This is a genomic window from Microbulbifer sp. MKSA007, from assembly GCA_032615215.1.
Classification (GTDB): Bacteria; Pseudomonadota; Gammaproteobacteria; order Pseudomonadales; family Cellvibrionaceae; genus Microbulbifer.
On sequence record CP128433.1, the window covers coordinates 2,734,859 to 2,757,397 of the forward strand.

17 protein-coding genes and 1 pseudogene are annotated in these 22,539 nt (G+C 46.0%); 7 read left to right on the top strand and 11 right to left on the bottom strand.

Annotated elements, in window-relative coordinates:
* Window positions 1–37 precede the first annotated feature (37 nt).
* From QT397_15020 to QT397_15040, 5 genes are all read right to left on the bottom strand, one after another.
* Window positions 38–856 (bottom strand): oxidoreductase, encoded by an 819-nt coding sequence (locus QT397_15020; protein WNZ54206.1) that lies wholly within the window; start codon window positions 854–856, stop codon window positions 38–40.
* Window positions 832–1,641 (bottom strand): FAD/NAD(P)-binding protein, encoded by an 810-nt coding sequence (locus QT397_15025; GenBank protein WNZ54207.1) that lies wholly within the window; start codon window positions 1,639–1,641, stop codon window positions 832–834. The genes QT397_15020 and QT397_15025 overlap by 25 nt, the downstream gene beginning before the upstream one ends.
* Entirely contained in the window at window positions 1,631–2,119 is a 489-nt protein-coding gene (locus QT397_15030) for a cyclic nucleotide-binding domain-containing protein (protein WNZ54208.1), read from the bottom strand. The genes QT397_15025 and QT397_15030 overlap by 11 nt, the downstream gene beginning before the upstream one ends.
* The gene (locus tag QT397_15035; protein ID WNZ54209.1) at window positions 2,116–3,237 is read right to left on the bottom strand and encodes a 4Fe-4S dicluster domain-containing protein; all 1,122 of its coding nucleotides are present in this window, start codon (window positions 3,235–3,237) and stop codon (window positions 2,116–2,118) included. The genes QT397_15030 and QT397_15035 overlap by 4 nt, the downstream gene beginning before the upstream one ends.
* A 160-nt stretch (window positions 3,238–3,397) precedes the next feature.
* The gene (locus QT397_15040; protein ID WNZ54210.1) at window positions 3,398–3,829 is read right to left on the bottom strand and encodes a hypothetical protein; all 432 of its coding nucleotides are present in this window, start codon (window positions 3,827–3,829) and stop codon (window positions 3,398–3,400) included.
* A 441-nt stretch (window positions 3,830–4,270) separates the two neighbouring features.
* On the opposite strand from QT397_15040, the gene QT397_15045 reads away from it, so the two are divergent.
* Window positions 4,271–4,702 carry a hypothetical protein gene (locus tag QT397_15045; GenBank protein ID WNZ54211.1) on the top strand — a complete coding sequence of 144 codons (432 nt, stop codon included), beginning with the start codon at window positions 4,271–4,273 and terminating at the stop codon, window positions 4,700–4,702.
* Window positions 4,703–4,738: 36 nt separating this feature from the next.
* On the opposite strand, the gene QT397_15050 is transcribed toward QT397_15045, so the two are convergent.
* Window positions 4,739–5,884, bottom strand: a complete 1,146-nt coding sequence (locus QT397_15050; protein ID WNZ54212.1) for a hypothetical protein — start codon at window positions 5,882–5,884, stop codon at window positions 4,739–4,741.
* A gap of 269 nt (window positions 5,885–6,153) precedes the next feature.
* On the opposite strand from QT397_15050, the gene QT397_15055 reads away from it, so the two are divergent.
* Together QT397_15055 and QT397_15060 are read left to right on the top strand one after the other, a co-directional pair.
* Entirely contained in the window at window positions 6,154–7,815 is a 1,662-nt protein-coding gene (locus QT397_15055; protein ID WNZ54213.1) for a VRR-NUC domain-containing protein, read from the top strand.
* A 2-nt stretch (window positions 7,816–7,817) separates the two neighbouring features.
* Complete coding sequence (locus QT397_15060) at window positions 7,818–10,250, top strand: ATP-dependent DNA helicase (GenBank protein WNZ54214.1); 2,433 nt, start codon at window positions 7,818–7,820, stop codon at window positions 10,248–10,250.
* A gap of 9 nt (window positions 10,251–10,259) precedes the next feature.
* Here QT397_15060 and QT397_15065 read toward each other — a convergent pair whose 3' ends face one another.
* The 3 genes from QT397_15065 to QT397_15075 all read right to left on the bottom strand — a co-directional run bounded on the left by QT397_15065 (window position 10,260) and on the right by QT397_15075 (window position 12,517).
* A complete protein-coding gene (locus QT397_15065; protein WNZ54215.1) occupies window positions 10,260–10,568 on the bottom strand; it encodes a VanZ family protein in 309 nt (102 codons plus the stop codon).
* Between the two features lie 83 nt (window positions 10,569–10,651).
* Window positions 10,652–11,260, bottom strand: coding sequence for a hypothetical protein (locus tag QT397_15070; protein ID WNZ54216.1), 609 nt, complete (start codon window positions 11,258–11,260; stop codon window positions 10,652–10,654).
* Between the two features lie 564 nt (window positions 11,261–11,824).
* Entirely contained in the window at window positions 11,825–12,517 is a 693-nt protein-coding gene (locus QT397_15075) for an NAD(P)H-dependent oxidoreductase (protein WNZ54217.1), read from the bottom strand.
* 122 nt (window positions 12,518–12,639) lie between these two features.
* Here QT397_15075 and QT397_15080 point away from each other — a divergent pair, with 122 nt between their 5' ends.
* The 4 genes and pseudogenes from QT397_15080 (at window position 12,640) to QT397_15095 (ending at window position 17,054) form a co-directional block, all read left to right on the top strand.
* On the top strand, window positions 12,640–13,530 hold the full coding sequence (locus QT397_15080) for a LysR substrate-binding domain-containing protein (protein ID WNZ54218.1): 891 nt from the start codon (window positions 12,640–12,642) through the stop codon (window positions 13,528–13,530).
* Between the two features lie 188 nt (window positions 13,531–13,718).
* Window positions 13,719–15,992, top strand: a pseudogene (locus QT397_15085) (ribonucleoside triphosphate reductase).
* Window positions 15,985–16,632 (top strand): anaerobic ribonucleoside-triphosphate reductase activating protein, encoded by a 648-nt coding sequence (locus tag QT397_15090; GenBank protein WNZ54219.1) that lies wholly within the window; start codon window positions 15,985–15,987, stop codon window positions 16,630–16,632. The pseudogene QT397_15085 and the gene QT397_15090 overlap by 8 nt, the downstream one beginning before the upstream one ends.
* A gap of 224 nt (window positions 16,633–16,856) precedes the next feature.
* The gene (locus QT397_15095) at window positions 16,857–17,054 is read left to right on the top strand and encodes a hypothetical protein (GenBank protein ID WNZ54220.1); all 198 of its coding nucleotides are present in this window, start codon (window positions 16,857–16,859) and stop codon (window positions 17,052–17,054) included.
* 96 nt (window positions 17,055–17,150) lie between these two features.
* On the opposite strand, the gene QT397_15100 is transcribed toward QT397_15095, so the two are convergent.
* Together QT397_15100 and QT397_15105 are read right to left on the bottom strand one after the other, a co-directional pair.
* Window positions 17,151–17,675, bottom strand: coding sequence for a hypothetical protein (locus QT397_15100; protein WNZ54221.1), 525 nt, complete (start codon window positions 17,673–17,675; stop codon window positions 17,151–17,153).
* Window positions 17,672–22,519 carry an RHS repeat-associated core domain-containing protein gene (locus QT397_15105; GenBank protein ID WNZ54222.1) on the bottom strand — a complete coding sequence of 1,616 codons (4,848 nt, stop codon included), beginning with the start codon at window positions 22,517–22,519 and terminating at the stop codon, window positions 17,672–17,674. The genes QT397_15100 and QT397_15105 overlap by 4 nt, the downstream gene beginning before the upstream one ends.
* Window positions 22,520–22,539: the final 20 nt, after the last annotated feature.

Below are 22,539 nucleotides of genomic sequence, written 5' to 3' on the forward strand. Positions count from 1 at the left end.
CACCTGGGGGCAGATTTATCACCAATGTTTGGGGGGATTAACGCTCCCCATCTTCTTGCCTATCCTCACTTTGTACTTTAAAAGAAGGTGCTAGTGGATTGAAATTCCTAAGGTTTTCAACAATTAAAGTATTTTCCACATTTAGTTTTTCATCCCACCAATGGCAAAGTGATTCGGTGTTGGGATTTTCCTTGGGACCGTAGCAAGCGTAGCAACCGCGGTTGTAACTGGGGCAAATAGCGCCACATCCCGCGTGTGTAACAGGCCCCATACAGGGGGTGCCGTGGGCAACCCAGATGCAAACATTGCCGCGCAATTTACAGTCAATACACACCGAGTGATTGGCAACCTGGGGGGCTCGCCGGTGCAGGAATGCACTGATTACTTCAAGCAATTGATGCTTGTTGATAGGACACCCCTGCAACTCAAAGTCCACTGCTACCCTCCCTGATATTGGTGTGGATTCCTTGAGAGTGGCGATATATTCCGGGTGGGCATAGACCACATCGGTGAACTCCTGCACATCGGCAAAGTTTCGAAGTGCCTGAATCCCTCCAGCTGTTGCACAGGCGCCAATACTGATTAGAAAGCGGGACTGACGTCTGACCTCTAGGATTCTCTCTTCATCTGATGGCGTGGTAATGGAGCCTTCGACGAGAGAGATATCAAAAGGACCCTCTTTCACCTCACTGGAGGCCTCCAGAAAATAGGCGATATCTACCTGGGCTGCCAAAGAGAGAAGCTCATCCTCGCAATCCAATAGGCTCAATTGGCAACCATCACAGGAGGTGAACTTCCAGATGGCAAGCTTGGGGGTAGGATTACTACTCGCTATAGGCTGTTGATTTGAAACCATGAGCGAATATCCCGGTAGCAAAAGACAGGGCCATCTTTACAAACAAAGTTAGGTCCCCACTGGCAGTGACCGCAGATTCCAATGGCACACTTCATGTTGCGCTCCATGGATAGATAGATATTGGATTCAGTCACACCTTTATGGAGAAGAACCTGTATGCAAAAGCGCATCATGATCTCGGGTCCACACACAAACACTAAAGCATCATTGCACTCTAAATGAGTGACACGCAGAGGGTCGGTAATCACACCAATATGCCCGTTCCAGTCTGTGCTGGCGTGGTCCACAGATGTCACCAGTTCAAATGAGCTGCGCCAGTGACCAAGCTCTGGCTGGTAGAGCATTTCTTCGGGGCGACGAGCCCCATAGAAAACTTGTAGTCTCCTGGCCGGCAAGTGCCCCTTAAGAAAGCTGTAGATTAGGGGTCGTAAAGGCGCTAGCCCGAGTCCGCCGGCGATAATCACTAAGGGACGATTTGCCGCCAGGTGAGTTGGCCACCCCTGCCCGAATGGTCCCCGGATGCCCAGTTGCGTTCCAACTTCCAATTTGCAAAGCGCTTGGGTAGCAAGCCCCTGGCCTTTAATCGTATGGGTAAGTGGCTCAGCGGGTGATGCACTGGAACCACTCAAGGAGATAGCAGCTTCCCCGGCACCAAAGGCGTAAAGCATATTGAATTGCCCGGGCTGAATGGGTGATGGGCCCCCAGCCTCTCGTGTCAGGGATAGAGTGATAGTGCCAGGAAACTCTTCACGCCGATGGGTAACACGCCATAATTCAGGGATCACAGCGAGGAATTCCCTGTGAAGGATGTGGCCCGTAAAGGTCCAACAACTGTATTCGTGCTGCCTGCAGTCGTTCTGTAGCAACTTTGGTAAACCGTTTCATCAGCTCGAAACCGAGTCTCGGTTCTTTTTCACACTTATCTCGGAGGCACTGCCCGCCAAGTTTAAGGCTGCGAACTGAGGTCAGGGCCCGGGCATCGAAAGCACTCAAGTAGGGAGGATACAGCCAGGACCAGCCGAATATATCTCCACCATGCAGTGTCATAAGGCAAAGGGGTCCATAGTTGGGGACAAAGGTTTCTACGGCGACACGTCCAGATCGAATTAAGAAGAAATGGTTAGCTGGAGTGTTTTCCCTGGCAAGGTATTCTCCTTCTTTATAGTGACTATTGCTTGTACATCCGGAGAGGAATGCCAGGTCCTTGTCTGCCAACCCGGTAAAGAAAGGGTGCTCCTTGAGTAAGGTGGTGACAACTTTCATTTTTGTTCCTGGGCGCGAATATTCTGTATCTCTTCCGTGATATCGATGCCTACTGGACACCAGGTAATACAACGTCCACAGCCGACACAGCCAGAGCTGTCAAATTGGTCATACCAAGTGGCCAGTTTGTGAGTCATCCACTGCCGATAGCGGCTGCGGGTATCCGCCCTAACTGGGCCGCCAGACAAATAGCTCAACTCAGCCGTAAAGCAGGAATCCCAACGCTCCCAGCGCTGCGCTTCATTTCCTGTTAAATCTGTTGTGTCCTCAACGGTTGAGCAGAAGCACGTGGGGCAAGCCATAGTGCAATTGGCGCAGGAGAGGCAGCGTTCCGCGACTTTATCCCAGTTGGGGTTGTCATAATTGCGATAAAGCAGCGTCTTTAGGTCAGAGCTGTCGAAGCTGCGGCGACCGTTACTCACTTGATTTTCGGCTTGCTGAACGGCAGCTTGCCCCTCTTGTTTCTCCGCTTCTGAGGCGCCAACAGTGGGTAGTTGCTTTAATACACTGTTGCCTTGAGGGCTGCCGCTGCGTATGAGGAAGAAGTGGGCATCGGAGGTCAGAACTTCGGTGATTACCAGATCACTGGGCAGTCGCACCTGCGGGCCTGTGTTCATTGCGGTACAGAAACAGGTATTTGCTGCTGTTGTGCACTCCACAGCAATAGTGAACAGCTGCGCTCGACGTGCCTTATAGCTGCTGTTGGCATAGTCCCCCTGGGCGAGGACACGGTCCTGGATAGCAATGGCGTGTAGCTCGCAACTGCGAACGCCGAGAAACGCTAACTTGACCGGAGGCTCTTCAATTTCCAGAATCTGAACATCCTCTCCAGAGCGGCTAGCGCTCCAGAGCTGGCGTTGGGGCAGCTGAAGAAACTGCTTCCAGGAGTGGGGTCCAACGGCGTAGCCAAAATAAGCGTTGTCATTGCGGCGCTCTACCCGGTATTGCCCCGCCTCTTGCTGATCCGTCCATCCTTGGGGCAGATCTGTGGAAGTTTCAATCTCACCATAGGTAATAGCCCCGTTATGTAGTATCGGGCCAAAGAGCTGGTAACCTTCCCTGCGAATTGCCTGAATCAAACAATCCAGGTCATTCGCTGCCAGTTTAAGTATTTCCACGAATAGCCGAGAGCCGGCTCCGAAAGAGCAGTAGTTGGTGACCTACTGATTTTTAGGTCTGTACTGGCTAATTGCACTAAGACAAAAGTGCCAAAATGCTAAGAATAAAGTTTAGAGAAAAGCTATAGCTCTGAATCCTTATTGAGGTGGGGTGCATCCTTTAGGCAAAGTATTTCATAACCTTCTGATACTTATATACGACATACCATCTAAGCAAGATGATTGGCGCAGTGCTTGCCATCACAAGGGCTACACCTGCCCCGAGCTTGTTTAAGTTGATGGCGAGTAAAGAAAATTCAAAAATATCGATAAGCACTATAACTGGAATAAAAAAGATCCAAAGTTGTTCGAATCCTATTCTCTTGGCAAACGCTAATCCAAACAGTACGACGTAGAAAAGGGAGGAAACAACCAAGCTGATTACCAACCACCAAAAGGGGATGCCTGTGGAGCCATCGGTCAAGACCGTATATTGGGAATACAGCTCCAGTGGTAGAAGGATAAAAAAGACAATTTTCCAGCCTACACTAGGGCTATAGACGGCGGGGCGATTATCGAGTTCGCTCTCAGGTGCTTGATAAGGATTTTGCACGCTCTGCCCTTTTATTGGCCTTTGAAATTAAAAACTGTCGGCGACTTCAATCCTATGGGTAAGTGCATTTATAAGCAATTTTTGCCGGCTATTAATTACTGCAGACCAAATGTAGAAGTAGTTTGCCGATTATCGTTTAGTCTTTTGCATTCAGAGCTTAAAGATTGACATCATGGCTTTACCTTGCTAACACTACGAAAAAGCAGGCTATGTTGTCACATTTATGCGATGAGCTGCCTCACACTATCGATAAACTATATGTACCAACTATTGACTTTGAAACTGCAGACAATATCCTCGCTGTTCAAATTTTGATAGTCAAAGAGCCTAACTGGTAAGTAATGATCACCTCTATTTAGCTCAGGGAATGGCGAGAAGTAACTTTCGGATTGGTAATTGGTGCCTATCTGGAATAGTGGTAAATAATAAGGACGTTTCGAGATGCAGGATATGTATCAGACACCAGATAACCCTCTTACAGACTCTATTCCACACTACAAACCCAGTGTAGGTTGGAAAGTACTCCTTTTTATTCTCGCTCCGCTGGAAGTCTACTCCCAATATCTTGGCTTCACCGCCGATGAGTGGGACCTCCCTATCTGGTGGATGATTTTTAGTCTGCTAGTTTATATTGCATTTTTTGTTGCTTTGTTTGGATTGGCCTTCTCGAAAAGGATTGCCTTCTCAAATGCTTGGCGTATCTATTTGCCTATTTTAATCTGCACTGACGTATTTGAATTTTTCTCCGTCATCCATGAGTTCAATATGTCGGTACTGGAAATCCAAATCATTACTATGATTTGGATTTCAGTGATATTTTTTACTTGGTACGTTGTATACCGATATCAAAAGGTGATGAGATATTTTAAATAATATCTACGCTAGCCTTAACCTCTTTCAGTTAGTGTTTTATTGGAAGGTATTGCCTACATTGCCTGTGCCAGTTTGCGTGGTTAATGCGATTTCACCACTGCCAACCTGAGAGATTGTTTGAGTATTGGAAGTACCGTTTTGTGTCGCAAGAATGCTGCTGCTAATACCGCTATGTTGATTAATCTGGGAAGAATTAGAATCGCCAAACTGATTTAGTATCAATGAACTGGTGAGCAAAGACCCGTCCTGCCCCTGATCTATTTGTGCTGTATTGTTTGAACCATCCTGGATTACTAGAGTGGTGCAGGAAATAAGTTCAATAGCGGCAATATTTTCGTTCCCTTGATCAAGATTTACCGTATTAGAAGAGCCGGTTTGCATTACCTCACCGCTGCTTGAGGTAATATTCTCCTGATCCACATTTGCAATATTATTGTCACCAATCTGGGTGACTATCCCAGTAGCAGCTGAAACATCAGTTTCTTGTTCTATTCTTCCAGTATTCGAATCACCTATCTGCGTTATTATTGCAGTGCTCGTCGTCGTGACTTCATCCTGCTCGATATCTAAAAAGTTGGAAGAGCCAGTCTGACTGGCCATAGCAAAGGTAAAGGTTACATCTCTATCCTGATCTATATTGGCGAAGTTGGAGTCACCAACTTGGGTGAACATGGCGCTAGTACTATCCACCCTTATACGCTGATCTAAAACCAATGTGTTAGACATTCCTTGTTGAGATGCAACAAGTGTGGTGGAAGTAACATCTTCCTGTTGCCGGACTTGGATGTCGTTTAAGTCTCCAGCCTGAGTGCCCGTGAAGGCGCTGAATTGAGCATCGTCCTGCAGTAAGGTCGCTGTATTATCACTGCCATTCTGGGACAGGGAGGACGTAGTAAGCTGCGTTGCATTCTGTTGCACTGCTGAGGCCTGATTCAAATTTCCCGTCTGCACCAGTTCAATAGTGCTTTCAGAAGTGCCCGTAGTTTGGGTTGCATCCGAGTCATTGAAATCGCCGATTTGGGTCTGAACAATCAAGTTGTTATGCACAGTACCATCGGACTGATCAGAAGTTGCACTATTGCCAGTACCTTCCTGGAATACCAGGGTGACATTATTATCAGCTAGAGCAGATATGCTGGCGGCAAATAGCGCGACTGCAGTCACAGAACTTGTCACTTTCATAGAGGTAATCCCTTATTGGTTAAATTTTATGGGGCGACTGCTTATAAGCCTCGACTGCAAGCCTGGATGAGCATCAAGGGAACTGCCATAGGAAAAAATGGCTGAATAACTAAGAAGAAAGCTTGGGATTGTTGTTTGTTCACCGGGCCAACTTGCTGTATAACCATACAGCTCAAGAGTAACCTCTGCCTCATTGTTTGCATATCACGTCATAAGGATTTGGTGTGCGGTATCAACGATAGATAGATCGAAAAACTAGCGCTTGTGCCATGACCCAACCGATAGAATTGCCAACTGGCTACTACCTGGACAACTTTAAAGCGTTGATTGAATTTGTTAGCCAACATTATTCCTGGCTTATCACCACATCTGAGCAAAAATTTTTTAAAACCTTCCAAGAGTTGGATATTTATAGCCAGCGGCTCTATGTGCGTTTGCTGTCCCGTAAAGGAGTGCCTTCCTCTAGAGGATCGCTTTTCCGCCTGGAGAAGCTTAACTACGGTGAGATAGAGTGCATTGAAAGTGCTGCAGCTGTTTTGGATCGTGCTGGACTACTTTGTTTTAATCCGGTGTTAACGGCACAAGAATATCTACCATTATTTACCAAAGCTGAATTGCTTGCGGCAGGACACTTGGGTATACACAAGTCTCTCAGCCGGCCTTCCCTCGAGCAACTATTGCTTGAAGACTCCAGTTCGAGTGACTGGTTTGTGAAGTTGCTTTCTCAGCACAGGGTACTAGCCGTCCAGGGTGCTGAGCATTTCCAGACTTTTAAACTGTGTTACTTTGGCAACTTGAACCAGGACCTTACTGATTATGTATTACGGGATCTTGGGCTTTATCGCTATGAATCCTATCCACTGGATAAGAAAAATCTCCCCTTTCAAAGTCGGGCACAAATTGATCAGTATCTGCTTTACTACCAATGCCTGGAGCTGTTAGAAGAGCCATTACTGGAAGATGCAGAAGCCATAATAGCCTTATCTGCTCAACTGCCAGAAGGTATTGATGGTGACTCAACCCTGGCTCGTCGGCTGGACAGAATACGTCTTAAGTTGGCACGGCAGCTTGAGCGGCTCAATGCTCTTGAGCAGGCAGATGCACTATATCAACTTTGTAAAACCCCTCCCGCCCGTGAGCGCCGCGCACGCATTGCCGTAAAGCAAGGGTACGACACTCTGGCATTGGAAATATGCGAGGAAATAATAGCTTCCCCTATGGACCAGGCAGAAAGAGAGTTTGCTCTTGTCTTTGGTTACCGCACAGCCAAACGAAGTGGAGGCCTCAACAATTGGCAGGCACCTCATAAAATCCAAGCCCCCACTGAAGTGATAAGTTTGGCGCAGGGGGAAATCTGTGTTGAGCTGCTGGTGGCAGAGCACCTTGAAGGTTCTAGCGGTGGTGAGTGCTTTTATGTAGAGAACACCCTATTCACCGGTGTGTTGGGCCTCTATATTTGGGGCATACTATTTGCACCTGTGCCTGGTGCTTTTTTCAATCCCTTCCAGGTAGCCCCAGCTGATTTTCGCACCGCGGATTTTTACTATTCCCGTCAAGCGCTATTCACCCAGCGATTGGCCGAAATAGAGCATGAGTCCTTGAAGTCCCGCGTCCTCGCTACCTTTGCAGAGAAACAAGGTATGGCCAACCCTTTAGTTGCTTGGGAGGCTTTGTCTACAGAACTACTTGAGAAGGCGCTGGATAGAATCCCCCCAAGTCATTGGCGTTCAATTTTTACTCGCATGCTCAGTGATATCACACAGAATAGAAATGGGCTGCCAGACCTTATTTGCTTTACTCCCTCCGGTCACTATGAACTCGTGGAGGTTAAAGGTCCTGGGGATCGCTTACAAAAAAACCAAGAACGCTGGCTGGCGTTTTTTGCTGAAGAGGCGATCCCTCATCGCGTAATTCATGTGGAATGGCACTAGCTTTGGATAGCTTAGAGTCGGCTGAGACTTTGAATCTTTCTGTGGGAGAGCTAGTCGCTTTTTCCTGCCGCAGCGGAGATTTGATTCGGGAGCCAACTTCAGGGCCCTCTGCCCAGGAAGGGATTCGGGCTCATCAGAAGCTACAAAATCAGCGGCCCAAAGGCGCTGAGGCAGAATACAAGCTCAAGACCCAAATAGACTGGATGGAACAACAGGTTACTTTGAGCGGCCGGGTTGACATTTTTCATCCGAAAAGTGATTTGCATAAACCGGCTCAGCTGGATGAAATTAAGACCACTTATTTACCCCCATCGAAGTTGCCCGAAGCCACTAAGGAATTGCATTGGGCCCAGCTAAAAATTTACGGCTATTGCCACTTGGTAAATGAAGGTGCTACAGATGGTACAGATACAGTTGCCCTGAAAGTTGTCTGGTATAACCTCAAGGAGCGCAAGGCCTATCCAGAATGCATAGAGTACCGCTTTAGTGAGCTTAAGGCCTTTACTCTTGAGGCTCTCACAAAATATTTGTGTTGGCGCAGGGCTTGGCAGGAACATCGGCAACGGCTTATTGATACGGCGAAACAGCTCGCTTTCCCTTTCCCGCAATACCGCCCCGGCCAGCGCCAACTGGCAGTGGAAGCCTACCGGTGCTTCCGGGACGGTGGTGAGCTGGTGGCTGAAGCACCCACGGGAACCGGCAAGACAATCAGTACCCTCTTCCCAGCCATAAAGGCAATTGGCGAGGAAAAGCTGGATCAGCTGGTTTACCTGACAGCAAAGAATTCCGGTCGGCAAATGGTGCGGGAAACCATTGAGGCACTTCAGGCGAGTGGTTTGCAGTTATCTTTACTTGAAATTCAAGCAAGGGAAAAAGCCTGTGCCTGTAACCTGGGGCTTTGTACCCGTGATGATGACGGCATCTGTCCGAGAACAAAAGGATTTTATGATCGACTTCCAGTTGCAATGGATGCCCTGCTCGGCCGGCCCCAGTTAACTCCCAAAGAGATTGCTGACGTGGCGGATCAGCAGCAAATCTGTCCCTTTGAACTCTCCCTTCAAATATTGCCTTGGGTAGACTTGGTGGTATGTGATTTCAATTATGTATTTGACCCTTTGGTACGCCTGACCAGTTTTCAGGACCAGCGCAATCGCCGCGCACTGTTAATCGATGAAGCTCACAATTTAATCGACCGCGCCCAGGAAATGTACAGTGCAAAGTTGTCCCGCCGTGATAGTCGACGTGCAGCTAATGCTTGCAAAGGGCACTCTCCGACATTGCAGAGAAGTATCCAGTCTCTGGTTCGGGCAATTGATAATTGGATCAAGCGATTGCGAGAAGTTGGTGTAGCTCAAAGCCACAGTGCTTTTGAAGGGGGTGAAGTTTGGGTCACTGCAGCAACAGGTGAAGAAGAGCATCCAGAATCGGTTTCCCGAGCGGTGCAAAAAGTGCTCTCCACGGTCAGCCAACTTATAGAAAGCTCTCAGTCGCCCCCGGAAGAAACAGCAGAGTGGTTAAGGTCTGTCTATCGTTACGCCGTTATTGAGCAGGAGCTTTCCGATCAGCATAAAGTCGTCACTCGGGTGATTGACCGGGATGCTCCCTGGCAGGAGCAGGAAATTAAGCTACTTTGTTTAAATGCTGCACAGTTTTTACAGCGATCCTATCAGCAAAACCAAGCCGCTTTACTCTTCTCTGCGACTTTGCGCCCAGCCAGCTATATATTTAGTCAACTGGGTGTAGAGCATGAGTCGCCCTACTTAAGACTGCCCTCGCCTTTTCAGCCGCAGCAACAGGGTGTCTTCCTGTGTCCATATATAGATACGCGCTACCAAGCCCGCGACCGCTCAATAGAGAACCTCGTCGACATTATTTCCCGTACCTTTTACAGCCGCGCAGGAAATTACCTGGTATTTTTTCCCTCTTATCGTTACCTGGAGCAAGTTGCTGAGAGTTTTAAGGCGAGATTCCCGGAAGTGTTCTTGTTACAACAGCTGCCGGGACAGGGAGAGACAGAGCGCGCTGAGTTTTTGTCTGGATTCAACGAAGGTAACAAGAGCCTTGGGTTTGCCATTATGGGGGGCATCTTTGGTGAAGGCATTGACTATGTTGGGGAGAAGCTGGTTGGCACTATTATCGTCGGTACTGGGCTCCCGCAAGTTAATGTTGAGCGGGAGCTACAGCGCGATGCTGCGGAAACCACTGGCATCCATGGATTTGACATCGCCTACCGCTATCCAGGGATGACTCGCGTACTGCAAACTGCCGGTCGGGTTATACGTTCCGAATCTGATAAAGGTGTGATCATTCTGGCAGATAGCCGCTTTTCAGAACCTTTTTATTGGCAGCTTTTCCCCGAGCACTGGCAACCGGCGGTTTGTCGTAACACTGATCAATTAACGGGCAACTTGGAGAAGTTCTGGAGCTTGAGCTAACCCAGGTTTTTAGGATTTGTACTCCCTCAGCCCAAATTTTCCCAGCATCCAAGCGATAAGCGCTCCGCTCAATATCCCCGCCGTATTGGCCACGAAATCTAACCACTCACCCGTTCGATTCACATAAGGTTGAAGTAACTCGATGCCACCGCTCCACAGTACAAAAAATAGTCCTATTAGCCACCAGTAACTAGGCCTGCGCAGGGCGACGGGGAACATCAGTGCACTATAGGCAATTAAGTGATTGGTTTTGTCGGTGCCGGGTATATTGGGTACTTCGGGAAGCGGAAACAGGGATAGGCTTGTAATAGTGCACAAAAATACCACTGTTAGCAGAATCCAATAGTTGTAGACGAGCCTTAAGGGAAGTTGAATTATCATTTAAACCACGCAAGAATACGTCAAAAGGCCTGTAAACTTCTTTTAATATTACTACGAGCTTGAGCATCAAAGTGACTGTGAAAGTAATCGGTGTGATAAAGCCTTTTCTGAGACAAAAATTCCCTTAATATTTCCCTGCGTTTCTTTTTGTAAATCATAATCGGTACCAGCCGATACTCTTTACGGACTTGTTTTTCATAAGCTTCGAAAACGCTTGTGCTGGCACCCAGGATCGTTAGGTCAATGTCGATAATTAGCTTTTCATCAATACTAACTGGCGTGTAATTGTGGCAGGTTGCCATAATCAATTGGTACACCCTATCCGCCCCTGTGGGACAATACCCGGAATCGATCAGGAACTTTTTTGCCCATAGAGCACTGTTTTCTTCATTCTTAGAGGAAAAAGGCTTGTAAATCGCATCGTGAAACCAGATAGCCAGCTCGACCTCATGGGGGTGCTCGGCAAGCTCTGCAACTTTATCAAAGTGCTTCAGCATCGCATCAATGTGATGCCCTGTATGATAATGCCTATGATTCTCTGCATACGAAGAAACTAACTTTTCGAAGCACTGAAGGGATTCAGGAAGATTGAGTGCCCCCATTAGGTTGAGCCATCTATTTTGGTTCATTGGCTAATCCTCGGAGCGTCATCTTTCCGAAAACCCGTAGCTTGTAAAGTGTTTTTCCCTGCCAATACCAAATAAAGCCATGCCTTTCTCCATCGATTCCCCAATAATACGATATGAATATGCCAGCCTTTTTCCCGTCGAGCACTATAACCACTGTAAAGGAGAGTATAGGCTTCTGGGTCACCGACTATTGATTCGGCAATGCTTCTTGCATGCTCAATGCCAAGTGAAACCATCTCACTAACCTCCTCCTTACTTGGTTCTCCCTGGGATTTTGGAAAAACCAAGAGGTGGTAATTCGGTATTAAGTCTCTGCGAACCCTGATCAACCGGCAATTGTTCCCAGAGGCTAAAGTAATATTCCCGTTGTTGTCCGATGAATTGCCAAATACCCGCTGCTTCATAAATCCTCAGATACTTATTTACTTTTTTGTACCCGAGTACAAATTGAGAGCTGGCAAAGACGCTATTTGCGCCTATTCCCCATAGTAAGTATCGGGAGGCCACTCTGACAAGCCGCTGGCCACTTTATTGGGGAGACAAGCTGGCTTTGGCAGGCAAACTTTAAAGGCAGTTAGCCAACGTTGCGGTTAACTCCTGAGTTTTGAGGAAAGCTCGTTTAATCGAATCCCGGTGCCTTTTATCAGCAAATTCCTGGTACTCTGCATTGATTTCATGGAACTCCTCAACCCCCAAATAGCGGCTTAAGGTTCGGATATGTGGCCCCAGGTGATTCATTTGCTCACGGATTCCTCCTTGTCCAAAGCCAAACTCCCCGGCAGAGGTGATTAGCACCAGCTTTTTGCCAGACATAATAGGCTCTAAGGGGAAGTCACCACGGTCTAAATCAAAGGTGAACGTCTTGTTGATACGAACAACTTGATCGAACCAGGCCTTAAGTGCGGCAGGCATGCCGTAGTTATACATCGAAGTTGACATAACAATGATATCCGCCTGGGATAGCTCATCAATCAAGATGTCAGAAAGCGCTACCAGGGACTGCTGCTCTTCTGTGCGATCCGCCTCAGGCGTAAAAACCGAGGCAATCCAATCTTGATTGATAAAGCCTGGCGGGTTTAAACCGACATCTCTATGGATAACTTTATCTTGGGGTCTCTTTTCTAGCCAACCGCTTACAAAACTTGCGGCAACTGCTTTGGAGATTGAGGTATGCCTGGGGATATTCGCACTGTCTTGTGGTGCTGCTAAGCCGCTCCACTTCTGGGCACTAGCGTCAATATGTAATAGTGTTTTCATAGTCTGGAACCTTTACTAAACCGCCTGAAGGTTCATCTATGGTGATGCTGGGGAGTACCCTTGACAAACGAGTTATTTCTTCCTATAGATGAGGAAAACTCATCTATAAGAGATTCTGATCGGTGTACCCAAACCTGCCCTCACTCAACGCCCTCAAAGTATTCGATGCCGCCGCCAGACTGGGCAGTTTCAAGAGAGCTGCGGAAGAACTCTTTATAACGCCGACAGCCGTATCACATCAGATAAAGGGTTTGGAGGAGTCCCTGGGTACAACATTATTCGAGCGCAAAACCCGTGCCGTGCAGTTGACCAGTGAAGGGCGGATGCTCGCTCAAACAACGTCTCAAATTTTTCAGCAGCTCACTGAAACGGTGAGTGAAATAACGTGTTCAAAGAAAACACTGACCGTTAGTACGACTTCAAGCTTTGCTGCTATGTGGCTTGTGCCCCATCTGGAGAATTTTTATCAGAAATTTCCAGATATCATTGTTTCAGTAGTGACCGGGGAAGAAGTGAGTGATATCGAGCGAGATAGACGTATCGACATCGCTATTCGGTACGGGAAATATGATGAAAGTACAAAAAATGCTCTCCACTTGGCCACCGAAACAATCGGTGTCTACGCTGCACCAAGCTACCTGACTCAGATTAGGGATATTTCTGAAGCTCAACTTCTGGAAACAAAATGGGTCAACTCATCACTTCCACCGCTGAACTGGCAAACTCTCCTCAAAAGAAAACTTGATGGCATTCGCGTGCGGCAGTTTGACCAGGAGCATCATGTAATCCAGGCCGCCTTGGCTGGCCAGGGTATTGCGCTAGTAAGTTCGCTTCTTGTTCAAAATCCTTTGCGCAATCAATGGCTGGTTCCTTTTAGAGGAGGCTCCAAGCTTTCAGGGATTGAGGGACTTACCTATTCCGCATTAATACCTAGCCGCCATTCAAGAAATGGAAATGTGTTGGCTTTCGTAACCTGGCTGAAGGAAGCACTACGCGATTCTCCCTATAGTTAGGTACATCCGACTGGCACTGAACTCGCCTTCGGACTTGCCGAGAGTAGGTATGTATCTAATCTAAGTCCACACCAAGAGCACAACATATTGTGCTCATCTATTAATCAATGCGCCATATATAGTGATCTGGATCAATTGGCGTTCCTGTCTCTTCGATATGCTCTCCCCACAAATTGTGAGGAAGTCCGATGACCAGTACCGCTATACCCGACAGCGAAGCCGCACCAGCTTCAGAACAGATTTCGCAGGTAAGTTCAGATCAACTGTTGGTGCGTAAGCGAGATGGCAGGACACTGGCTTTTGATGCTCGCAGAATCACTTTGGCTCTTCTCAGTGCTGGCCAGGCAACGGAATCTTTTGATCAACAGGAAGCGGAACAACTTACCGAATCTGTCCTTAAAGTGATCAAGCACCGCTTTGATAGTGGTGAGCCCATTGATATTGAAGAGATTCAGAATATTGCTGAACAGGTATTGATCAATAACGATTACATTGATACTGCCCGCGCCTATATCGCTTATCGGGGGCGGCATGCGCAAATGCGCACTGATCGGCAAACACTGGTGGATGTCGGTGCTTCTATTGAAGAGTATTTAGAGCAAGCGGATTGGCGAGTTGCAGCCAATGCGAACCAGGGATATTCCCTAGGGGGGTTGATCCTGAACAGTGCAGGTAAAATGATTGCCAACTATTGGTTAAATCATGTTTATTCCCCTGAGATCGGCGCAGCACATCGGAATGGGGATTTACACATCCACGACCTGGATATGTTGGCTGGATATTGTGCAGGTTGGTCACTGCGCACCCTATTACATGAAGGGCTGAATGGTGTTCCGGGAAAAGTCGAATCGGCACCGCCGGCCCACTTGACCAGCGCGGTCGGACAGATTGTTAACTTTCTTGGAACACTTCAAAACGAGTGGGCGGGCGCGCAAGCATTTAGCTCTTTCGATACCTATCTTGCACCTTTTGTGCGCAAGGACCAGCTGGACTACGCGACCGTACGCCAGTGCATTCAGGAGCTGATCTTTAACCTGAATGTGCCATCCCGCTGGGGTACCCAGACCCCCTTTACTAATCTCACTTTCGATTGGGTTTGCCCCCAGGATTTGCGCGAGCAGGTGCCTGTGATTGCCGGTCAGGAAATGCCTTTCACCTATGGCGACCTGCAAGAAGAAATGGATCTAATCAACCGCGCCTATATCGAAGTCATGAGCGAGGGGGATGCACGCGGTAGGGTATTCACCTTCCCTATTCCCACATACAACATCAGTGAGGATTTCCCTTGGGAGAGCGAAAATGCTGAGCGGCTGTTTGCCATGACCGCTCGCTACGGTCTGCCCTATTTCCAAAACTTTATAAATTCAGACCTGAGCCCAAACATGGTTCGCTCCATGTGCTGCCGCTTACAGCTTGATCTACGCGAATTGTTAAAGCGTGGTAACGGCCTCTTTGGCTCCGCCGAACAGACAGGTTCACTCGGCGTAGTAACTATCAACTGTGCCCGCCTTGGATATCTCTACAAAGGAAACTGGCAGCTTCTGCTCTCCCAACTGGACAAACTGCTGATACTTGCCCGCGATTCCCTTGAAGTGAAACGGAAAGTCATCCAGCGGCATATGGATGCAGGTCTGTTTCCCTACACTCGCCGCTACCTGGGGACTCTGCGCAACCACTTCTCCACGATCGGGGTGAACGGCATCAATGAGATGCTGAGAAACTTTAGTGGGGATAACGAAAGTGTGGTTACGGAAGATGGGAAAGAACTGGCCGAGCAATTACTCGATCATATCCGTATGCGCATGACTGAATTCCAGGAACAAACCGGGCATCTCTACAACCTGGAGGCAACTCCGGCAGAGGGCACTACTTATCGGTTTGCCCGCGAAGATCGCAAACGTTACCCGGATATTATCCAGGCAGGTAGTAGTGAAGCGCCCTACTACACCAATTCATCCCAACTGCCGGTGGGCTTTACCGATGATCCCTTTGAGGCCCTGGCCCGGCAGGAATCCCTCCAATCCCGTTACACCGGTGGCACTGTACTTCATCTTTATTTGGGCGAGCAGTTGCCTGATGCCGATAGTTGCCGCCGCTTATTGCGGCGCGCTCTGGAAAACTACCGCCTGCCCTATATCACCGTGACGCCGAGCTTTTCAATTTGCCCGGTCCATGGATATCTTAGCGGCGAACACGAATTCTGCCCTCGCTGCGACGAAGCTCTCCTGGCCCGAGAGCAATCCTGTTGTAGCGACTAAACCATACTTTCAAGGAGAAAGACCATGAGCCAACAAGATACTTTATTGAGAGAAGAAGATCGCACCCGCTGCGAGGTATGGAGCCGGGTAATGGGGTACCACCGCCCAGTTTCATTTTGGAATCCGGGAAAACAATCCGAGCACCGGGAGCGCCAATTCTTTGTGGCGGACAACAGCAGGAATGCACTAAAAACTTATGAGTAATAAGTTACGTGCCGGTGGATTCACGTCGTTTACGGCAATCGACTTCCCCGGCGAGTTGGCAGCGGTGGTTTTTTGCCAGGGATGCCCCTGGCGCTGCCGCTACTGCCATAACGGCGATCTACTGCCTGCGCGAGCACCCAGTGCCTATGACTGGGATCAAATCCTCACATTTTTAGACAGTCGCCGGGGCTTGCTGGATGCCGTTGTGTTTTCCGGTGGCGAGCCCACCGCCCAGAGTGCCCTGGAACCGGCGATTGCCCAAGTCAGGGATCTGGGATTCAAGGTCGGGCTTCATACTGCGGGAATCTACCCCCGCAGGCTGGAACGCCTGATTCAGAGTCTTGATTGGGTGGGGTTGGATATTAAAGCAATGCCGGAAAACTACCCTTCCATTACGGGTGTCGATGGCAGTGGCGTGGCCCCCTGGCAGTGTGCGGAGCTTCTCGCTCAATCCAGTGTACCTTTGCAAGTGCGCCTTACCAGGCATCCGAGTCTTACAACTGATGCTGAACTGAACCAAATACGGGAGAAACTTAGCGGTATTGGTATTGAAAAGTTGGAGGTCCAGCGCTGCAATAGTGAGCAAGCTATAGATCAGACGTTGAGGTTCTTAACTTGTAAGTCCCACCCTACTCGCTAAGGAAATTTCGCCATTCACGGACTAAGTAAGGCCAGCCATCAATTAACGCCTTAGGGAAGATAGCTTTTACACTTTGTGTCAGCCCAGGTTAGCAGGCCTTAGGGTAGGCTTTTAAGGCCAAGACCCTATTTGTATATAAGGTACCATTCAGCCATTCAGCCAAATAACTAGCAGAAATATTTTTTTAAAATTGAATTAATATCACATTAAAGACTATTGTAATAATGGCAATCGGTACAAAGGGACACTACTTTCCTAAAAAGCAGAAATATCACTTGCAAAGTATAGTTGCCCCCCATTTGGATAGGAAGAGAAATAATCCAAATTACGGAAAAATAACTTTTGGTGTAAGAGTCGATGAATTAATCATAGAGAGTTCCGGCTTAAGCAAAAAAGATTTTAGCTTAGAACGCCATACATAATTCAAACGTATGATGGAAAACTGGTTTTACAGTAAGCACATAGTAAAAAGGCACTCCGAGAATACTCATGGAGTGCCGATTCCGTGTTGATGTAAATTAAATAACTATGGCTTTCAGCTTAGCCCGTTCAATCTTATCTCTGCAGCTTTCTCGATTAACATAACAATCGATAGTAATTCCTTCCGTAGAAAACTCGTATCGAATTCCATTTGTGGCTTCGAGTGAAAAAAAACCTCCTTCTTCACCACTAAAAAATAATTTTGAATTCGGTATAAGCTTTTGTATTTCTTCAAAAGGTTTTCCAATACAAATACCGTTAACACAAAAATCAACATCAATTATTGATATTTTGCTGATGGAATGGCTATTTATTTCGATCTCTGCTAGTACAGAGTTGTCACATATTTTACCCCGAAACTTATAGCTTTCCCCCTCTTCTGTATAGACGGGAATCTTATCATATGAGCCTTGGAGTAATTTTTCGCTTCCGCCTAAAGAAAGCTCACAGACTCTTTTTCCGCTAACTGAAAACTCTTTAGTCAACCCTTGAGTTGCCCAAGAACATGAGCCAGCGGCTAAAACTAGAAGTGTTGCTGTAATTAAATTAATGAGTTTCATCATGGATTGGGCTTCCGCTTCCATTGTCTATAATATTGTGTCCCCGGACCAACATTCTTTTGATCAACGTGAACTGATCCTGAGTTATACAAGTTTACACGCTCAAAGTCTCCTGAATCTACAGCAGCTTTCGATAGATCCGCACCTGACATTCCTGTTACTGTAATATCAGCGGCATCACCTACCGTGTGCTGAGAAGTAGAAGCTACTGTATTCGATGTTTTTCCCTTTAGGGAGTTTTGTTGAGCTTGTGTTCTAACCCCGCTATGGACATTAATCGTCTTATTGACGTCTTCACTTAAATCTAAAAGTTTATTTTCCATAGTAGATGTAACTGTCGCAGGGGCGTTATTGGCAGAAGCTTGTGGTTTCAGCTTTAACGAACCAGAAGGGGTAGTTGTAGACGTATTGCCATTAGTTCTAGTATCAGTTCTAGAAACTGTTATTGAGTTATCTGAATTTGTAGTTCTAGATATAGTTTCAACGCAATGCTTTTCACCGACTGAGCACATACCCGTAGGGTCGGTATATTTATACGGATTGTTGTTTGCATACATATATCTGTTAAATCCATGAATACCGTTTTCCGTACTTAGGTGCGTAACTGTGCCCATCGGATCATTCGAGTAAAACCTACCTAGATTGGGGTCATAATATCGAGCTTGCATATAAGACAAATCAAGATCGGCATCAAATTTGTGAGCTGTGTAGCCGACATCATCCACTTCACCTTCAATACTTTTTCCATAAGGCCGGTAATGTTGTTTACCAGAATTATCGGCAATAACACCATCTTTTGCGACGAGTCTGTCTCCAAGATAAATGTAATTGATACCACCTGCAGGCGTGTATCGGTGAAGTAGTACACCATTCCTATTGTAAATACTATAACCTGTGCCTTCACTATCTACCGTTCTAACACGCCGATTGTAAGCGTCATAAAGATAGCTATTAGAATCGGAAGTGGTCATTTGACCGGCTAAATTATAGGTGAATTTCCGATGGCTATTATTGACGATATTGCCGCGTGAATCATATTGAAAATTACTGTAACTCTTAGAAGCTGATCCGCTGCCAGTGACTGAACTCAGTCGGTTCAGACTAGTATCATAATTATAATCCAGAGTACTGTCTTTGCTTTGATAATAGGTGATATTTCCTAGGCCATCATAGCGTATAGTACTGTTGCCAATGCCACTATTCCCATAAGTCCTTGTCAGTCGGTCAAGCCCGTCATAGCTTAAATCGGTAAGGCTATAATCAGTGTCAATATTATCTAATATACGAGTAACATTGAGGTTGTTGTCATAGAGGTAACTATAATCCAGCGCTTTAACATTGCCACTAGAGTCTTCAATATTGCTTGGAGTCTGAGCGCTATTAAGCATGGTTTTATGGCTAAGGCCATTGCCAAAATCAAAACCATTGATCAACCCATTCGCGTAATACACTGCATCGTCTACATAGGTAAATGCACTATAGCCATTTGCTGCTTCTCGAACTGCCTGAGTTGCTTGCCCAAAGCCATTGGGAGCGAAACTCACTTGACTGGCATCAGGATAGATTATTGACGAAAGGTGTGCTAAGGAATCATAGGTGTAATCAAGAGAAAAATTTATACTTCCTTCTATATCTATAACTTCATCTTCAGGCAAGTTGAGGTTATTGTAACTGTAAATATGGCCTACTGTTCCAGCAGCAATTAATGTTACATTCCCATTATTGTCGCGTTGATAAAGCATATCTGGTGAACTATCAGAGAAATCAACTGAATGGAGTCTACCTAAATTATCATATCCATACAGAGTTGCATCACTAGGTTGGCTACTTAAACAGTTACTGTAGTTTGAGCTAATATTCTGAGCCGTCCAGAGATTCTCGCCAAGTGCATTTTTACTATATGCTGTACTTCCGATATCTTTTCTAGTAACCAGGCACAGTTGTTTATATGTGTCATAATAATGATTCTCGGTCTGGCTTATGGTAGTGCTTGAGGTTTTACCCGGCCCAGACTGAGTAATAGATTTCACTAAATCAAAGATATCAATATTGATATCAGTTACGACACTTTCCGGAGATTCAATTTTTATTGCTTTTTCATAGGACGGTTCCCCATAAGCAGAGTAAGTAGTCGTCGTGATATTTTTTTCCGCATCTGTTTCTTCGACTATGTTTCCTGATCGATAATCATATGTAACAGTTCCTAAACCTGTTTTAGATATGGATTTGATACGCCCTAAAGCATCATAAGTATTTGTTGTGCCGCCAGTTTCGACACTATAATAGCTGTTAAAGGAGGAAAATAATATTTGATTATTAAAGTTGTAGGTAAAATTTCTATAAATAGTATTTTCACTGGGCTTAGTCTGACGTCGATTCTCCGCTTCTGTACTTGCCAGCCGCATTAAGCCATCATAATCTTCTTGTGTTTTTAATGCGGTGGTTCCATTAATACATGCGTTCTGCGAAGCATTCAATTTACAGCGTGTTAGAGTTCTTGTGTTGGTGTCATCATCCCACTGATACAGTGTATCTGCCCAACTGTAATTGTAATCGGTATCATCTTCTAAATCCTTGGCTATAAGGCGCCCTATTTCGTCGTATTTATATTGTGTGGTAACGCCATTAAAATCTGTAATGCTGGTAAATAAACCATTATCGTCAACTGTTCTCGATAGTATCATTTCACCTGTCGTTTCTCGACGAGGTACGGTAATTGTTTGTGGAATGCCACGTTTATAATTACTATATTCTATAAACCGATTGCCAGTGCCAAATGCTAGCGGCGCATTAAATTCAACTCGGCTTGGATTTCCCTGGGCATCGTAAGATTTATAGGTTTTGACGAGTTGTCCAAATTTGTACTGCTTGCTTGGTAGTTTTTGGCTGGTATAGCGGTTGGTATAACTAAAGGTGCTGTAGTTTAGCTTATCTGTCTCGGTGTAAGAATTTGAATTTCCATTACTACTTACAGAGCTGCTTACGAATTGATCCAGTACCCAGTTGCTATAGTCATTTAAATAGCTATATTTAGTATATTTTTCTCGAACGGTCGAGCCTGATTGATTTTTATGTTGCTCATGGCGAATTAGTGGTGTGCCAAAAAAGCTAAAGTCTTCAAACTCTGTTAAATACTCATCATTTTCGATAGTTCTTCTGGATTTTAAGCGGTATCCGTTTTCATCGGGACTTTGCCGCAACCACCACTTAGAACCAACAGCTGGGATTAACTGATAGTCAAGCTGCACCTCCCGAAGCAATTTTGATGAGCCGTTATTTGGCGCAGAATAATTTTGAAGAGCAATAACTGAGCCAAAATTGTTAGACAATCTATCGCGGTTGGTATAATAGCTAACATAGCTAAGATCAGGCATTGTTACCGTTGTGCGACCACTGAGATATCGATCAACACTCTCCGGGACATCACCCTGTAATTTTTCCGCCTCGGTTATCGTTGGTACATAACTAAACATCTCCTGGAACTCACCTTTATGGTTTGAGTACTGATAGGACCATGTGTAGCTCTTATTTGCATCGTAATCAATTCTTTTCTTATCTAGTGCCATCGACATATGGCATCGGTCAAGCTCTTCGTCAATAAATGGACGTCGTTTATAGTTCGCCAATGATATAATCGTTGGTTTAAAGTAAAAAACTCCACTCAAGTTCCCTGGGGCTTCAATCTCTACGTTAATATATTTACCTTCAGTTCTTGCACTACAGCCTCTATACCGCCCAGTCATACCTGTTTCCCAAAAATATCGGTAGGGATCTTCAGGGCCTGCTGTACGATAAGTCCACTCCTGGCCATTCGGCATAACTACTTTAAATGTCGAATTTGAGATTGAACTATTGCTAGAGTAATAATATTGCCACTGCCTGTTGTTAGCAGAAACAGTCTTTCGTCCATTTACAAGATTGACGTCAATTTTCTGACCATCGTTCTGGGTGATACTACTTAATTGATTGATCAAAAAGTAATTTTGATCTATATCAAAATCTTTGCGGTAGCGGATGTCATAACCGTATATTGCGCTATTACCAAACCGATCTTCTATTTTGCTGATATAGAGCATATGGTATGTCTTTCTAGCATAAACCTCTAGAAAGTCAGGATGCTGAAGATATGGCCTAAGCTCATCGTTCATTTTGATCAAGGCCGGCCTTTGGCTATAAACATCGAAATAGTATTTTGTGCCTTTAGGGGAAGTTGCTAAAAAACCATTGATATTAGAGTTGGGGGAATCATAGCACTCTACACGCCAGCCACTATTAGTGATAAAAGGAGAGTCAGTAGGACTCTTGGGGTTGTCATTAATTAATAGGCGCTCTCGCAGTAAGCCTGGAATATGTAAGGTAGGGGGCGTGGCAAACGGGAGGTTACTATCTTCATTAAGATCGTACGCTAATTCATCGGGATTACGATAGCTTGTTGAGCAAAAGTTTCCATCAGTCAAAGCATCGGGCTCAATATTTTCTGCTGGACCAGTTGCCCGCTTTGCATAACTGGACTCTATTCTAGGTATATCTTCGACCCAGCCGTACGCGGCTCCATAGCTAACACCAAAGGAGATATTGTAAGCGACTGATAAATCTCCTAAAGGCTGGAGTTTTACATCACTTCTTCTAAAAGTGACAGCTCCCGATTGTAAATCTAGTTGTTCGTTAAAAACCTCAGAAGTCAAGGGCTCAACTTTATCACCCACAGGGAAAAGCACTGTCGCCAGCTCATCTTCGGTCATGGCGTAAGTATTTAGGCTAAAAATAACCCCTGACAAAAACAAAGAACAGTAAATATATAGTGTCAGTGGTACAGTATTACTGATCAGTTTTCCAGATTTCTTCATTCAAAGTATTCCCGATAAAT

Coding starts and splice junctions, on each gene's coding strand:
- QT397_15055 (WNZ54213.1), top strand. CDS start 6,154: ATGACCCAACCGATAGAATTGCCAACTGGCTACTACCTGGACAACTTT.
- QT397_15100 (WNZ54221.1), bottom strand. CDS start 17,675: ATGATGAAACTCATTAATTTAATTACAGCAACACTTCTAGTTTTAGCC.
- QT397_15030 (WNZ54208.1), bottom strand. CDS start 2,119: ATGAAAGTTGTCACCACCTTACTCAAGGAGCACCCTTTCTTTACCGGG.
- QT397_15070 (WNZ54216.1), bottom strand. CDS start 11,260: ATGAACCAAAATAGATGGCTCAACCTAATGGGGGCACTCAATCTTCCT.
- QT397_15095 (WNZ54220.1), top strand. CDS start 16,857: ATGGCAATCGGTACAAAGGGACACTACTTTCCTAAAAAGCAGAAATAT.
- QT397_15105 (WNZ54222.1), bottom strand. CDS start 22,519: ATGAAGAAATCTGGAAAACTGATCAGTAATACTGTACCACTGACACTA.
- QT397_15090 (WNZ54219.1), top strand. CDS start 15,985: ATGAGTAATAAGTTACGTGCCGGTGGATTCACGTCGTTTACGGCAATC.
- QT397_15050 (WNZ54212.1), bottom strand. CDS start 5,884: ATGAAAGTGACAAGTTCTGTGACTGCAGTCGCGCTATTTGCCGCCAGC.
- QT397_15075 (WNZ54217.1), bottom strand. CDS start 12,517: ATGAAAACACTATTACATATTGACGCTAGTGCCCAGAAGTGGAGCGGC.
- QT397_15020 (WNZ54206.1), bottom strand. CDS start 856: ATGGTTTCAAATCAACAGCCTATAGCGAGTAGTAATCCTACCCCCAAG.
- QT397_15045 (WNZ54211.1), top strand. CDS start 4,271: ATGCAGGATATGTATCAGACACCAGATAACCCTCTTACAGACTCTATT.